We start from the raw sequence: 13,531 nt of genomic DNA, 5'->3' as shown, positions 1-13,531 counted from the left end.
TTAATGCCGGTCGGCCGGGTCCTCGCACCAGGCATCCCCGGGCCCGATCGGCCGGACCGGCAGCAGGGTCCGGGGGCGCGGATGCCGGTCGGCCCGCCACCACAGCCGGCGCGGGTAGAAGGTGCCGCGCGGCGTGCCGCCGTCGCCCTCGCGCTTGTTGGCCAGGATGCCGCCGCGGCCGAGTGCGACCGGGATGACATGGCCCCAGACCGTCAGCCAGCCGCGTTGCCGCGACCCGGCGCGGCTGCGAATCGCGATCAGGCTCGCTGGCATACCAAGCTACCTCGTGCATAAAGAGATGAAACAACGTGCCTTTTCATTGCCATGGATTGCCCGGCAATTGCCTTAATGTCGGCGAATGGTCCGCCGCGAGGGTCGAACAGGACATTCATCGCATTCCCAGCCCAATTCTGGAGTACAGTGGTTGGCGCTTGTGAATCGGTAACAGCCCCCTACTTCAAGACGAAACAGGGCTGACGAGCCTGTTTGCCCACCGCTGCGGCGCCCCCCTTCCGGATTCCCGCCGGCGCCACCAAGAGGATTGTACCTATGGCCAATGCCCGCAAGATCCTGATCGTGGATGACGACACCGATCTGCGCGACACCCTGATGGAGCAGCTCTCGCTGCATGACGAGTTCGAAGCCCAGGCCGTCGACACCGGCGCCAAGGGCGCCAGCGCGGCAAAGGCCAATTCCCCCGACCTGGTGCTGATGGATGTCGGGTTGCCCGATACCGATGGCCGCGAGGTGGTGCGCAGCCTGCGCAAGGGCGGCTTCAAGGCCCCGATCATCATGCTGACCGGCCACGACACCGATTCGGACACCATCCTCGGGCTCGAATCCGGCGCCAATGACTACGTCGCCAAGCCGTTCCGCTTTGCCGTGCTGCTCGCCCGCATCCGCGCCCAGCTGCGCCAGCACGAGGCCAGCGAGGACGCCGTGTTCTCGGTCGGCCCCTACAGCTTCCGGCCGGGCTCGAAGATGCTGACCGGCGCCAACGCCCGCAAGGTCCGGCTGACCGAGAAAGAGACGGCGATCCTGCGCTTCCTGTACCGCGCCGGCCAGCAGCCGGTGTCGCGCGAGACGCTGCTCCAGGAGGTCTGGGGCTACAATTCCGGCGTCACCACCCACACCCTGGAAACGCATATTTACCGTCTGCGGCAGAAGATCGAGAAAGATGCTGCGAATCCAGAGATTCTCGTGACCGAGGCGGGTGGCTACAAGTTGGTGCCGTGATACGGTTCGGGGATGGCGGGTTGCCGTCTATGATACTGGTTCCATTTCGCCTTCCCCGGGCCCTTTATGTCGATCGAAGACGATATTGCGCTGTTGGAGCGCGTCCCGACCCTGCGTCTGTTGGGAAGCGATTCGCTGCGCATGATCGCCATCGGCTCCGAGCAGCGTAACATCCAGAGCGGCGAGACCCTGTTTCGCGAGGGCGACACGGCCGATTGCGGCTATGTCGTGCAGCGCGGCGCCTTGCGCATCAGCGACGAGGTCGGCGCCGAGATCGTCGCCAAGCCGAGCATGCTGATTGGTGAGCTCGCGCTGCTGGTCGAGATGCGCCGGCCGGCGACGGCGACCGCGCTGGAATATTCCACGGTCGTGCGGATCTCGCGCAGCCTGTTCCAGCGCGTGCTGGAGAGCGACGCCGTCGCTGCCCGCCGCCTGCGCGACGAGTTCGCCCACCGCGCCAACCGCATCGCCAACGACATCCTGATGGCCGGCGCCAAGCTGACATCGTGACGGGGGATGGTTTCCCTCGATTCTAGCACCCAGGCCGTCATCCCCGGGCTTGTCCCGGGCATCCACGTCGTGACGGGGTGCCGCACGACGTGGATGGCCGGGACGGTGCCCGGCCATGACGGCGTGGACGCTGGTGAACAAATAACGCCGGCTCTCGCCGTCAAACGTCCAAGGTCACCGTGACCGGCACGTGATCCGACGGCCGCTCCCAGCTGCGCGCGTCACGCAGGATCTGGAAGTCGCTGACGCGGTCCTTCAGCGCCCGTGACACCCAGATGTGGTCGAGCCGCCGGCCGCGGTCGCCGACGGTCCAGTCGGCGGCGCGGTAGCTCCACCATGTGTAGACCTTTTCTGACATCGGGATGCGCTCGCGCGCGACGTCGACCCACTCGCCATGGCTTTGCGCGGCCAGCAGCTTCTCCGTTTCGACCGGCGTGTGCGAGACCACCTTCAGGAGCTGCTTGTGCGACCAGACGTCGTGCTCATGCGGCGCGACGTTGAGATCGCCGACCAGGATGTGCCGGTCGTCGCCGCGCGGATGCAGCGGCTCGCACGCCTTCATCTCGTCGAGGAATTGCAGCTTGTGCTCGAACTTCGGATTGAGTGCGGGATCGGGAATGTCGCCGCCTGCCGGCACGTAGAAATTATGCAGCACCAGGGGCTGGGCGAGCTGCGCCTTCTCGCCGAACGACACGGTGATGTGGCGGGAGTCGACCTTGTCGCAGAAGGTGCGGACGTTGGTCGCCTCGAACGGCCATTTCGAGATCACGGCGACGCCGTGATAGCCCTTCTGCCCGTTCAGCGCGACGTGCTCGTAGCCGAGCCGCTTGAAGCGTTTCAGCGGGAAGGCATCGTCGATGCACTTGGTCTCCTGCAGGCACAGCACATCGGGCCGGACCTGCTTGATGAACTTGGCGACGAGATCGATGCGCAGGCGCACCGAATTGATGTTCCAGGTGGTCAGGACGAGACGCATGAGAATGGCGTCATAACATGGAATGCGGCGGCGTCAGCGGCGTCTCCGTCGGCCTTATCCCCAGCAACCATGTGCAGCCTCGGTGTGAGAGTTGGCCCCTCGCCATGAGCACGCCTCTTGGCGTGTTCATGGTCCGGTTTGCAGTACCGCCGGCTTTCGCCCCTCATGGTGAGAAGCGCCGCAGGCGCGTCTCGAACCATGAGGCCTCAGCCGGGGCCTCGCCCTTCGAGACGCCCGCCTCCGGCGGGCTCCTCAGGGTGAGGGGAAGCAAATTTACTCGTGATGTGAGAGGCAGCCCTGTCCTCCCCGCCGCACGCAAATGCACCAAGACTGCTTCCTCCGTCATTGCGAGCGAAGCGAAGCAATCCAGGGTGGTGGGCGGGACTCTGGATTGCTTCGCTTCGCTCGCAATGACGGCGGATAGACCATCTTCGGAGTGAGCGCTCGACGAGACCGCGTCTCAGCGCCGCTTGGCCTCGATCACGTCCCACACGCGCGCGGCGATGTCTGGGCCGCCGAGCCGCGAGATGGCGCGGATGCCGGTCGGCGAGGTGACGTTGATCTCGGTGAGGTTGCCGTCGATGACGTCGATACCGACCAGCAGGAGGCCGCGGGCGCGCAGCTCCGGGCCGAGCGTGTCGCAGATCTCGCGCTCCCGGGCGCTGAGATCGGTGGCCTGCGCGGCGCCGCCGCGCACCATGTTGGAGCGCAGGTCATCGGCGGCGGGCACGCGGTTGACCGCGCCGGCGAACTCGCCGTCGACCAGGATGATGCGCTTGTCGCCGTGCTTCACCTCGGGGAGGAAGCGCTGGATCACCCAGGGCTCCTTGAACGTCACCGAGAACATGTCGAACAGCGAGCCGAAATTCATGTCCTGCGGCATCACCCGGAACACCGCCGCGCCGCCATGGCCGTGCAGCGGCTTCATCACCACGGCGCCATGCTGGTCGCGGAAGGCGTTGATTTCGTCGAGGTCGCGCGAGATCAGGGTCGGCGGCATCAGCTGCGGAAAATTCATCACGAACAGCTTTTCCGGCGCGTTGCGCACGCTGGCAGGATCGTTGACGACCAGCGTCTTCGGATGGATGCGCTCGAGGAAATGCGTCGAGGTGATGTAGGCGAGATCGAACGGCGGGTCCTGGCGCAGCAGCACGACGTCGAACGAGGTCAGCGCCGTCGGCTTCGGCTCGCCGAGCGTGAAATGGTCGCCGACCTGGTCGCGCACGGTCAGGGCCTGCACCGGCGCGTACAGCTCCTCGCCGCGCAAGGACAGCTTGTCGGGCGTGTAGTAGCACAGGCCATGGCCGCGCCGCTGCGCTTCGAGCAGCATCGCAAAGGTCGAGTCGCCGCGGATGTTGATGCGCGCGATGGGGTCCATCTGGACGGCGACATTTAGTTTCATGGGCAGGTCCCGGTCTGTCTGCGGTGGCTCGTGTCAGGGGCTGGCGTCGAAGGCTGCCATGAGATGGCGCGGCAGGCTGCGCGGCGCAACCAGAATCGCGTCGAAGCGCAGCTCCAATTCGGCATGGTCGGGATGCGCCATCAGCCAGGCCTGTGCGGCATCGATGATGCGCTGCTGCTGGCGCGGCGTCACCGCATAGGCCGCGTCGTCGAGCGAGGCGCGCGCCTTGACCTCGACGAAGGCGACGAGGCCGCGCTTGCGCGCGATCAGGTCGATCTCGCCATGCGGCGTGCGGAAGCGTTTGGCGAGGATGCGGTAGCCCTTGGCGATCAGCAGCGCCGCCGCGCGCGCCTCGGCCGACAGCCCGGTGCGGAAGGCGGCGACGCGCTCGGGCGCGGCAGTCTTCGCAGCCTTCGCGGGCTTCTTGGCGGGCACGTCGCCGGCGGCCTCAGTCTTCGCCATCGTCCGCTCCCGCGCGCCCGTCCTTTGCGGGCACGTCCTTGGCAAGCGCGAGCGCACGCGCATAGACTTCTCGGCGCGGCCGGCGCGACAGCTCGACCGCATGCATCACCGCATCCTTCACGCTCGATCGCTGCAGCAGATCCGTCAGCAGCGCATCGACGGCGCCGTCGGTCATGACCTCGGCGTCGCCCGGCGGCGGGCCGATCACCAGAACGAACTCGCCGCGCGTCTCGAGCCCGTCGGCTTGCGCCGCAAGCTCCGCGACCGGTCCGCGCAGGATCTCTTCATGCAGCTTGGTGAGCTCGCGGCAGATCGCGGCCTGGCGCCCGGCCATGGCCTCGGCGAGATCGGCGAGCGTCTCCTGCACGCGGCTGCCGGCCTCGAACAGCACCAAGGTCGCGTCGATCCGCGCCAGCTCGGCGAGGCGCGTGCGCCGCGCCTGCTGCCTGGCCGGCAGGAAGCCTTCGAAGAAGAAGCGATCCGTCGGCAGCGCCGCGACGCTGAGCGCGGCCAGAACTGCCGACGGCCCCGGCAACGCGGTCACGGCATGGCCGGCCTCGCACGCGGCGCGCACCAGCTTGTAGCCGGGATCGGAGATCAGCGGCGTGCCGGCGTCGGACACCAGCGCAATGGCCGCGCCCTCCGACAGGCGCTGCAGGATCTTCGGCCGCACGGCCTCGGCATTGTGCTCGTGATAGGCGGCGAGATCCGCGCCGAGGCCGTAGCGTTCCGTCAACCGCCGCGTGATGCGCGTGTCCTCGCAGAAGATGATGTCGGCGCCGGCGAGCGTTTCGAGCGCGCGCAGGGTAATGTCGCCGAGATTGCCGATCGGCGTCGCGACCAGGTGCAGACCCGGCCGCGTCTTCGGCGCCGCAACAGGCTGCCCCGCCACCAGATAAGTCCATGTGGTGGAAGATTTGCCATCGTCCGGCGACATGTTCGAGATTGCCTTGGCGCCCATCGCGGTAATTTAAAGGCGCCGGCAGGGGAATGCCACCAGGGAACGATCCTGCGGCGACATTGAAGATCCGTAGCGCTGCGGGGTTTTACCGTTCATCGGCGATTCAAGCGCGGCGCCGCATTCCGTGAGGCCGTGGTGAGCGGGGGATAGCGCGTGCAAAACGTCGATTTGATCGCCGGTGTGGCCCTGACAGCCTTTTGTTTTGCTTAACTATTCGTCGACAATATGAATCAAATCGCAAAGGCCTTCAGGCGTGCGATTGCGGAACTTCTGGCCGGTCTCGGCCGAGCAAAGAGATGCCATGTCAGGCCCGCGTGATCCCAAGTCTTTTGCTCCGGGAGCCCCTGTGGTTGGCCGGCGGACGGCGCTTGGCCTGATCCTCGGCGCGCCGCTCCTGTCGGCCTGCTCCAATGTGCAGCAGGGATTCAACCCGTTCGAGCAGCCGACCGCACCGTCCGGTCCGCCGCAGCAGCCGGCTGTGGCCGGCAACGGCCAGGTGAAGGTCGGACTGATTCTGCCGCTGTCGGCCTCCGGCAATGCCGGCGTGGCCGCGCAGTCGATGAAGAACGCCGCCGAGATGGCGCTCGCCGAGTTTCAGAATCCCAACATCCAGCTTCTCATCAAGGACGACGCCGGCAGCCCGCAGGGTGCACAACAAGGTGCACAGCAGGCCTGTGACGAGGGCGCCGAGATCCTGCTCGGACCGTTGTTCGCGGGCTCGGTGCCGGCCACCTCCCAGGTCGCGCGCACGCGCAACATCTCGGTCATCGCGTTCTCGACCGATTCGAGCGTGGCCGGGCGCGGCGTCTATCTGCTCAGCTTCCTGCCGGAGTCCGATGCCACCCGCATCGTCGACTACTCCGCCAGCGTCGGCAAACGCTCCTTCGCGGCGCTGCTGCCGGACAATCCCTACGGCACCGTGGTGGAAGGCGCGTTCAAGACCGCGGTCAGCCGGCGCGGCGGACGCATCGTGGCGTTCGAGAAATATGCCGGCGACCGTACCGCGGCGGCGCGCGCGGTCGCGCAGTCGCTCGGCGGCGCCGACGCGCTGCTGCTGGCCGATGACGGTGAATCGGTCGTGGCGACCGCGGACGCGCTCACGGCCGCGGGCGCGAACCTGCGCAACATCCAGCTGCTCGGCACCGGGCTGTGGGACAATCCGCGCGTCTACAACAGCGCCAGCCTGCAGGGCGGCCTCTATGCGGCGCCGGATCCCTCGGGCTTCCGCGCCTTTGCCGGGCGCTATCGCACGCGCTTCGGCGGCGATCCCGTGCGCACCGCCACCTTGGCCTATGACGCGGTGGCGCTGGTCGCCGCGCTCGCGCGCACCCAGGGTGCACAGCGCTTCGCGCCTGACGTGCTGACCAACGCGTCCGGCTTCGCCGGCATCGACGGCCTGTTCCGCTTCCGCAGCGACGGCACCAACGAGCGCGGCCTCGCCGTGATGCGCGTCGGCTCGGGCGGCGGCACGGCGGTGGCGGGTGCGCCGAAGAGCTTCAGCGCGACGTAGGTCGTTCAGCGTGGCTGGTTCGGCGGGATCAGCGCGCTAGCCGCGATGTCGCGCCTCACGGAAGGCCGCCTCTCCTCACTCTGAGGAGCCCGCCGAAGGCGGGCGTCTCGAAGGGCGAGGCCCCAGCTCAGGGCCTCATGGTTCGAGACGCGCCTGCGGCGCTCCTCACCATGAGGGGTGAGCGCCGAAACCGGCGCTGCACATCCATTGAGAGCAGTGCCTCACCAAAACTCACGCCGCGAGGTCGGCGACGACGGCATCGAGCACGGGGAAGCCGTCCTGGGTGACGCGCAGCCGGCCGTCCGGTTCGACGGCGATGGCGCCCTCCTCGCGCAGCAATGCGATGCGGCGCGGATCGAGCGTGCGTCCGGAGATCGCGGCATAGCGCTTGGGATCGATGCCCTCGCGAAGTCGCAGCCCCATCAAAAGAAACTCGTCGGCGCGCTCCTCGCTGTTGAGGAGATCGTCGGTCATCACGCCATGGCCGCTGGTCTCGACCCGCATCAGCCAGGCTTCCGGCCGCTTGTCCGTTGCGGTGGCGTGGCGGATACCGTCGATATCAAGCCGGCCATGCGCGCCGGGGCCGATGCCGGCATATTCCTGGCCGCGCCAATACACGAGGTTGTGCCGGCACTCCGCGCCGGGACGGGCGTGATTGGAGATTTCATAAGCCGGCAGGCCGTGACGGGCGCAGATGTCCTGCGTGACGTCGTAGAGCGTGCGCGCGAGTCCTTCGTCGGGCGTCTTCAGCTTCCCGGCGGCGTGCAGGCCGAAGAACGGCGTGCCCTCCTCGATTGTCAGCTGGTACAGTGACAGATGCTCGGCCGCCTCGCCGATCGCGCGCGTCAGCTCCTCGGTCCACATGTCAGGCGTCTGGTCGGGCCGCGCATAGATCAGGTCGAACGAATAGCGCTCGAACGCACCCCGTGCGATCGCCACCGCTTTCATGGCTTCTTCAGCGGTGTGCAGGCGCCCCAGCATCTTCAGCGACGCGTCGTCCATCGCCTGGACGCCGAGCGAGACGCGGTTGACGCCGGCCGCACGATAGCCTGCAAAGCGCGTGGCCTCGACGCTGGTCGGGTTGGCCTCCAGCGACACCTCGACATCGCGGGCGACATGCCAGTGCTGGCCGATGGCATCGAGGATGGCGCCGACGGTCTGCGGCTGCATCAGCGACGGCGTGCCGCCGCCGAGAAAGATCGAGGTGACGGTGCGCGGCCCGGTGCGTGCGGCCGTGGTCGCGATCTCCTGCGCGAAGGCGCGGGCGAAGCGGTCCTGGTCGATGGCGGCGTGGCGGACATGGCTGTTGAAGTCGCAATACGGACATTTCGACAGGCAGAACGGCCAGTGCACATAGACGCCGAACGCTTCGCTCTCAGCGCTGCTCAAGACAGATCTCCGCGAGCTTCACGAAGGCGCGGGCCCGGTGCGACAGGCCGAGGCCGAGCGGCGGCAGCCCGTGCTTCTCGATGCTGGTCATCTCGCCGAAGGTGCGGTCGTGGCCGTCAGGGAGGAACATCGGGTCATAGCCGAAGCCGGCCGTGCCGCGCGGCGGCCAGACCAGGGTGCCGTCGACGCGCGCCTCGACCTCCTCGATGTGGCCGTCCGGCCAGGCCACGCACAGCGCCGAGACGAAATGTGCCGTCCGCTTGTCGGCACTGGTGGCGCCGCGCTCCTGCAGCAGGCGCTCGATCTGCGCCATGGCGGCATTGAAATCCTTGCCCGGGCCGGCCCATCGGGCCGAGTAGATTCCCGGCGCGCCGTCGAGGGCGTGGACGACGATGCCGGAGTCGTCGGCGAAGGCCGGCAGCTGCGCGGCTTGCGCCGCGGCGACGGCCTTGATGCGCGCATTGGCCAGGAAGGTGTCGCCGGTCTCCTCCGGCTCGCCGAGCCCGAGCTCGCCGGCCGAGACCGCCTCGACGCCATGAGGCGCCAGCAGCTCGCGCATCTCGACGAGCTTGCCCGAATTATGGGTCGCAATCACGATGCGCCCGGTGATCTGGCGATGGCTGCTGCTCACGCGACCGCCATCTTCTGCAGGTCGACCAGCCGTCCGACGCCCTTGCGCGCCAGCGCCATCAGCGCCAGGAACTCGGCCTCGCTGAACGGCGTCTTCTCGGCGGTGCCCTGCACCTCGATGATGCGGCCGTCGCCGGTCATGACGAAATTGGCGTCGGTCTCGGCCTCGGAATCCTCGGCGTAATCGAGGTCGAGCACCGGCGTGCCGTTGTAGATGCCGCAGGACACCGCGGCGACATTGGTGCGCAGCACCTCGGTCTTGATCATGTTGCGCGCCTTCATCCAGCGGATGCAATCGGCCAGCGCCACCCAGGCGCCCGTGATCGAGGCGGTGCGGGTGCCGCCGTCGGCCTGCAGCACGTCGCAATCGACGGTGATCTGGCGCTCGCCGAGCGCTTCCAGGTCGATCGCGGTGCGCAGCGAGCGGCCGATCAGGCGCTGGATCTCGACGGTACGGCCGGTCTGCTTGCCCGACGACGCCTCGCGCCGGGTGCGCTCCAGGGTGGCGCGCGGCAGCATGCCGTATTCGGCGGTGATCCAGCCGCGTCCCTGTCCCTTGAGCCAGGGCGGCAGCCGGTCCTCCAGGGTCGCGGTGACCAGCACATGGGTGTCGCCGAACTTCACCAGGCAGGAGCCCTCGGCGTATTTCACGACGCCGCGTTCCAGGCTCACGGCCCGCATTTCGTCCGCTGCACGGCGGCTCGGCCGCATGGGTTCTCTCCGTGAATGAAGGCAAAAGACGTCTTGACCGGCCTTGTAGGAGCCGGGACCGGCAGCGGCAAGCGCTTAATCAAGGGCGGAATTGGCGCGAATCACCCCCGGAACCGCCCTCAAGATCGGCTTGCCACCGAGCCGCCGCATGGCCAAATTATATGCAACTGGGTGAGGAGGATATCTGGTGGCCCACCACGATCCGATCAACCTGATGACACCGCCGGCCGGGCTCGCGCAGCTCAACGAGCGCTCGCGCGAGATCTTCCGGCAGATCGTCGAGAGCTATCTGGCGACCGGCGAGCCGGTCGGCTCCCGCAACATCTCGCGGCTGATCGCGGTTCCCTTGTCGCCGGCCTCCGTGCGCAACGTGATGGCCGACCTGGAGCAGCTCGGCCTGATCTATGCGCCGCATACCTCGGCCGGCCGGCTGCCGACCGAGGCCGGCCTGCGCTTCTTCGTCGACGCCCTGATGCAGGTCGGCGACATGACCGATGCCGAGCGGCAGGCGATCCAGAGCCAGCTCGCCTCCGTCGGCCGGGCGCAGTCGGTGGAAGCCGCGCTGGACGAGGCGCTGACGCGGCTGTCCGGCCTGACCCGCGCCGCCGCCGTCGTGCTCACCGCCAAGTCCAACACCCGGCTGAAGCACATCGAGTTCGTGCGGCTGGAGCCGGAGCGCGCGTTGGTCGTGCTGGTCGGCGAGGACGGGCAGGTCGAGAACCGCGTGCTCGCCCTGCCTCCCGGCGTGCCGTCCTCGGCGCTGACGGAGGCTTCGAATTTCCTCAATGCGCGAATCCGCGGACGCACCTTGGCGGAAGCGCGATTGGAGCTCGAGACCGCGCTGGCGCAGGATCGCGCCGAGCTCGATCAGCTGACGCAGAAGGTGATCGCCGCCGGCGTGGCGAGCTGGTCCGGCGGCGACAGCGACGACCGCCAGCTGATCGTGCGCGGCCACGCCAATCTGCTCGAGGACCTGCACGCGCTCGAGGACCTCGAGCGCGTCCGGCGGCTGTTCGACGATCTCGAGACCAAGCGCGGTGTCGTCGACCTGCTCGGGCGCGCCGAGAGCGCCGACGGCGTGCGCATCTTCATCGGCTCGGAGAACAAGTTGTTCTCGCTGTCGGGCTCATCGACGATCGTTTCGCCGTATTCGGACGCCACGGGACGTATCGTCGGCGTGCTCGGCGTCATCGGTCCGACCCGTCTCAACTATGCCCGGGTCATTCCGACCGTCGATTATGCCGCGCGCCTGCTCAGCCGCCTGATGGGCGGCTGACATCCGACATGGTTAACCCCGCGAGAGCGCCGCTGGCCCGATCGCCGGGTCGCGCTTGATCGTCGTGCTTGATTTTCGTGGTTCAAAGCACGATATCCCGCCCGACATCCCCAGAACCCGCCGAACTTGCGAGAAGACTGTCCATGACCGATCCCGACCTGCATCAGAACGATCCGGAAAACCCGGCGCAGGCCAGCGAACCCGTCGTCTCCAAGCCCTACATCATGCCCGACGACCCCGAGACCGGCTCGGCCGAGGCCTATGCGAAGGAAGCGGCCGAGGCGCGCGACAAGATGCTGCGCACGCTGGCGGAGATGGAGAATCTGCGCAAGCGCACCGCCCGCGAGGTCGCCGATGCGCGCATGTACGGCATCACCGGCTTCGCCCGCGACGTGCTCGACATCGCCGACAATCTGCAGCGTGCGCTCGATGCCGTGCCGGCCGAGACCCGCGCCAATGCCGATGCCGGCCTGAAGTCGCTGATCGAAGGCGTCGAGCTCACCGAGCGCTCGCTGCTCAACACGCTGGAGAAGAACGGCGTCAAGAAGTTCGATCCGACGGGACAGAAGTTCGATCCGAACTTCCAGCAGGCGATGTACGAGGTGCCCGATGCCTCGGTGCCGTCGGGCACCGTGGTGCAGGTGGTGCAGGCCGGCTTCATGATCGGCGAGCGCGTGTTGCGCCCGGCCCTCGTGGGCGTCTCCAAGGGCGGCGCCAAGGCCGCGCCCGCGTCCGGCAACGACCAGTCGAACAGCGCGGCGTGACAACGAGCGACGAGGCCGCGCGCGATCTCTCCCCGTATCAAGAAAGCCACCGGGTGTTGGCCGGTGGCTTTCTTACTTGGCTCGAAAGAAGCCCCCAATCGCGCTCAACTGGTGGGTTGAAACAACGTCGCGCCCGGCGCGGTGCTAGCTAGCCGCGCTTCAGAATCTCGACGCCGTCCACCGTCTGCACCAGGACATACGGCTCGAGCAGAGCCTTGAGCTCGGGGTCGGAACGCGCCCAGTCGCCCCAATCGCTGTTCTGATTATCGATCAGAACGATGTCCGGTGGCTGTTTCCGGAAATCAGCAATGATCCCGGCGCGTTCGCGCTCCACGTAGGACTGCAGCCGCTGCGCGGCCTGTGCGTCGATGGTGCCGTCATGTTGCGACCGGCGAACGATCTCTCGGACCCAGAACGCCTCCTGGCGTGAAATCCAGGTCCCATTAAGGGTCCGCACCATCGGGTGTCCGATGACCGCCGCGGCGCTGAGCACCAACATCCTTGGGTGCGGGCCAAGCCGCGCGACCTGACTTTCGATCTGCCCAACGTCGATACTGCCATTGAACCAAACGCAGGTCTGCACGAAGAGGATGACTGCGGCGACAGCAGTGGCGATACGCGGCCAGCGCCGCGGGTCGTGGCCGAGGTTGCTCGCTGAAACGGCGAAGCCGGCCGCAAGCAGCGCCAGCGCGACCATCGGATAGGCGTGATAGCCCCAGCCCTTCCGCTGCGCGACGAAAGATACGAGGAACCCAAGCGATGCGGCCAGCGTGACGAACGTTGCCGCGTCGCGCCGGGGCTGATTGCGCTGGAGCAGCAGGACGATCACAGTCGCCGCCAGCCAAAGGCCGATCGGTAGAGTGACGAGAATGGCCGGCACGGGCGCCTTTAGAAGCAGATAGACGTCACGGACCAGCGGATAGATGATGGTGAAATACTCAGGAAAGAACACGTAGATGCTGATCGCGTTGATCAGCACGAGTGCACCGGCGATCCAGTTCTCCATGGCGAACAGCACGCGCCAATCGCGCGCCTGAGCCGCGGAAGCGAGAATGCAGAAGCCGACGGCGAAGGCGAAATAGGGCTTGAAACTCATCGTGAGTCCGGCGCTGAGCCCGGCAACGAGGACGGCAGCCAGGCCTACTCGTTCACGTTGGGCGCGCAGGATGTAGACGGCGACCGCCGGCAAGACGGTGATCAGTGCGAGGTGTTCTCGCTGGCCGAAATCGTACATCGGCGCGATCAGCAGAAGAGCGGTCGTCCATGCCGCCAACCGTCCGTCCGCGAGGCGTTCGCGCAGAGCGGATGTCCGCAGCACCAGCCATGCCAGCGTCAGGGATGCCGCGGTCAGCGCAAAGATCAGGATGTTCGTCGCCAGTTCGGGCCTGATGTGGATCGCCCGCGCCAGCGCGACGGCCAGAAAATAGGCCGATCCCGCCATTGGCGGGTTCGTCTCGAGGATGTCGACATAGAGCCGCTGGCCGTCGAGCATGCGCTCGCTGACGAGCAGCCACCAGCTGACATCGACATTGAGCGGCAGGACATGGCGCAGCCAAGCGCCTGCACCGACGATGGCGAGGACGAGCAGTGTCGGGAACGTCGCTCGGTGGGCTTCGTGCTCGCGCTGCGGAACACCCCAAACGGTGTCGGTGACCATGCCTCATTCCCATCCCAGGAGTGTGGGACCCTAGGGCGCGATCCGTT

Annotated in this window: 13 protein-coding genes and 1 pseudogene; 5 read left to right on the top strand and 9 right to left on the bottom strand. The window is 67.2% G+C overall.

Going from position 1 to position 13,531, the window contains the following annotated elements:
• Positions 1-273, bottom strand: a pseudogene (locus BRAS3809_RS03020) (L,D-transpeptidase family protein); the annotation flags it as partial.
• 276 nt (positions 274-549) lie between these two features.
• On the opposite strand from BRAS3809_RS03020, the gene BRAS3809_RS03015 reads away from it, so the two are divergent.
• Both BRAS3809_RS03015 and BRAS3809_RS03010 read left to right on the top strand, forming a co-directional pair.
• Complete coding sequence (locus tag BRAS3809_RS03015) at positions 550-1,236, top strand: response regulator transcription factor (RefSeq protein ID WP_006612692.1); 687 nt, start codon at positions 550-552, stop codon at positions 1,234-1,236.
• A gap of 66 nt (positions 1,237-1,302) precedes the next feature.
• Positions 1,303-1,746 carry a cyclic nucleotide-binding domain-containing protein gene (locus BRAS3809_RS03010; RefSeq protein ID WP_035643151.1) on the top strand — a complete coding sequence of 148 codons (444 nt, stop codon included), beginning with the start codon at positions 1,303-1,305 and terminating at the stop codon, positions 1,744-1,746.
• Positions 1,747-1,906: 160 nt separating this feature from the next.
• Here BRAS3809_RS03010 and BRAS3809_RS03005 read toward each other — a convergent pair whose 3' ends face one another.
• From BRAS3809_RS03005 to rsmI, 4 genes are all read right to left on the bottom strand, one after another.
• The gene (locus tag BRAS3809_RS03005; protein ID WP_008960624.1) at positions 1,907-2,722 is read right to left on the bottom strand and encodes an exodeoxyribonuclease III; all 816 of its coding nucleotides are present in this window, start codon (positions 2,720-2,722) and stop codon (positions 1,907-1,909) included.
• A 460-nt stretch (positions 2,723-3,182) separates the two neighbouring features.
• A complete protein-coding gene (gshB, locus tag BRAS3809_RS03000; RefSeq protein WP_008960622.1) occupies positions 3,183-4,124 on the bottom strand; it encodes a glutathione synthase in 942 nt (313 codons plus the stop codon).
• Positions 4,125-4,157: 33 nt separating this feature from the next.
• On the bottom strand, positions 4,158-4,586 hold the full coding sequence (locus BRAS3809_RS02995) for a YraN family protein (protein WP_008960621.1): 429 nt from the start codon (positions 4,584-4,586) through the stop codon (positions 4,158-4,160).
• On the bottom strand, positions 4,573-5,547 hold the full coding sequence (gene rsmI, locus BRAS3809_RS02990) for a 16S rRNA (cytidine(1402)-2'-O)-methyltransferase (RefSeq protein ID WP_035655147.1): 975 nt from the start codon (positions 5,545-5,547) through the stop codon (positions 4,573-4,575). The genes BRAS3809_RS02995 and rsmI overlap by 14 nt, the downstream gene beginning before the upstream one ends.
• A 301-nt stretch (positions 5,548-5,848) precedes the next feature.
• Between rsmI and BRAS3809_RS02985 the strand changes: the two genes are divergently transcribed.
• Entirely contained in the window at positions 5,849-7,057 is a 1,209-nt protein-coding gene (locus BRAS3809_RS02985; RefSeq protein ID WP_035655145.1) for a penicillin-binding protein activator, read from the top strand.
• A gap of 231 nt (positions 7,058-7,288) precedes the next feature.
• On the opposite strand, the gene hemW is transcribed toward BRAS3809_RS02985, so the two are convergent.
• The 3 genes from hemW to rph are packed head-to-tail and all read right to left on the bottom strand — an operon-like array spanning position 7,289 to position 9,787.
• Positions 7,289-8,446, bottom strand: a complete 1,158-nt coding sequence (gene hemW / locus BRAS3809_RS02980; RefSeq protein ID WP_008960618.1) for a radical SAM family heme chaperone HemW — start codon at positions 8,444-8,446, stop codon at positions 7,289-7,291.
• Positions 8,433-9,077: an RdgB/HAM1 family non-canonical purine NTP pyrophosphatase gene (rdgB, locus tag BRAS3809_RS02975; RefSeq protein ID WP_035655143.1), complete on the bottom strand. Its 645-nt coding sequence runs from the start codon at positions 9,075-9,077 to the stop codon at positions 8,433-8,435. The genes hemW and rdgB overlap by 14 nt, the downstream gene beginning before the upstream one ends.
• Positions 9,074-9,787: a ribonuclease PH gene (rph, locus tag BRAS3809_RS02970; RefSeq protein ID WP_008960616.1), complete on the bottom strand. Its 714-nt coding sequence runs from the start codon at positions 9,785-9,787 to the stop codon at positions 9,074-9,076. The genes rdgB and rph overlap by 4 nt, the downstream gene beginning before the upstream one ends.
• 187 nt (positions 9,788-9,974) lie before the next feature.
• Between rph and hrcA the strand changes: the two genes are divergently transcribed.
• Together hrcA and grpE are read left to right on the top strand one after the other, a co-directional pair.
• Positions 9,975-11,063, top strand: coding sequence for a heat-inducible transcriptional repressor HrcA (gene hrcA / locus BRAS3809_RS02965; RefSeq protein WP_008960615.1), 1,089 nt, complete (start codon positions 9,975-9,977; stop codon positions 11,061-11,063).
• 143 nt (positions 11,064-11,206) lie between these two features.
• Positions 11,207-11,827 (top strand): nucleotide exchange factor GrpE, encoded by a 621-nt coding sequence (grpE, locus tag BRAS3809_RS02960; RefSeq protein ID WP_008960614.1) that lies wholly within the window; start codon positions 11,207-11,209, stop codon positions 11,825-11,827.
• Positions 11,828-11,975: 148 nt separating this feature from the next.
• Here grpE and BRAS3809_RS02955 read toward each other — a convergent pair whose 3' ends face one another.
• Positions 11,976-13,484, bottom strand: coding sequence for a glycosyltransferase family protein (locus BRAS3809_RS02955; RefSeq protein WP_008960613.1), 1,509 nt, complete (start codon positions 13,482-13,484; stop codon positions 11,976-11,978).
• Between the last annotated feature and the right edge of the window lie 47 nt (positions 13,485-13,531).

It is taken from the genome of Bradyrhizobium sp. STM 3809 (assembly GCF_000239795.1).
Taxonomy (GTDB): Bacteria; Pseudomonadota; Alphaproteobacteria; order Rhizobiales; family Xanthobacteraceae; genus Bradyrhizobium.
The sequence above is the reverse complement of the archived record's forward strand: the minus strand, read 5'-3'. Positions and strand labels throughout refer to the sequence as shown.

Excerpts from the sequence above, each read along its gene's own strand:
- BRAS3809_RS03015 (WP_006612692.1), top strand. The coding sequence starts at position 550 with ATGGCCAATGCCCGCAAGATCCTGATCGTGGATGACGACACCGATCTG.
- BRAS3809_RS03010 (WP_035643151.1), top strand. The coding sequence starts at position 1,303 with ATGTCGATCGAAGACGATATTGCGCTGTTGGAGCGCGTCCCGACCCTG.
- BRAS3809_RS03005 (WP_008960624.1), bottom strand. The coding sequence starts at position 2,722 with ATGCGTCTCGTCCTGACCACCTGGAACATCAATTCGGTGCGCCTGCGC.
- gshB (WP_008960622.1), bottom strand. The coding sequence starts at position 4,124 with ATGAAACTAAATGTCGCCGTCCAGATGGACCCCATCGCGCGCATCAAC.
- BRAS3809_RS02995 (WP_008960621.1), bottom strand. The coding sequence starts at position 4,586 with ATGGCGAAGACTGAGGCCGCCGGCGACGTGCCCGCCAAGAAGCCCGCG.
- rsmI (WP_035655147.1), bottom strand. The coding sequence starts at position 5,547 with ATGGGCGCCAAGGCAATCTCGAACATGTCGCCGGACGATGGCAAATCT.
- BRAS3809_RS02985 (WP_035655145.1), top strand. The coding sequence starts at position 5,849 with ATGTCAGGCCCGCGTGATCCCAAGTCTTTTGCTCCGGGAGCCCCTGTG.
- rph (WP_008960616.1), bottom strand. The coding sequence starts at position 9,787 with ATGCGGCCGAGCCGCCGTGCAGCGGACGAAATGCGGGCCGTGAGCCTG.
- grpE (WP_008960614.1), top strand. The coding sequence starts at position 11,207 with ATGACCGATCCCGACCTGCATCAGAACGATCCGGAAAACCCGGCGCAG.
- BRAS3809_RS02955 (WP_008960613.1), bottom strand. The coding sequence starts at position 13,484 with ATGGTCACCGACACCGTTTGGGGTGTTCCGCAGCGCGAGCACGAAGCC.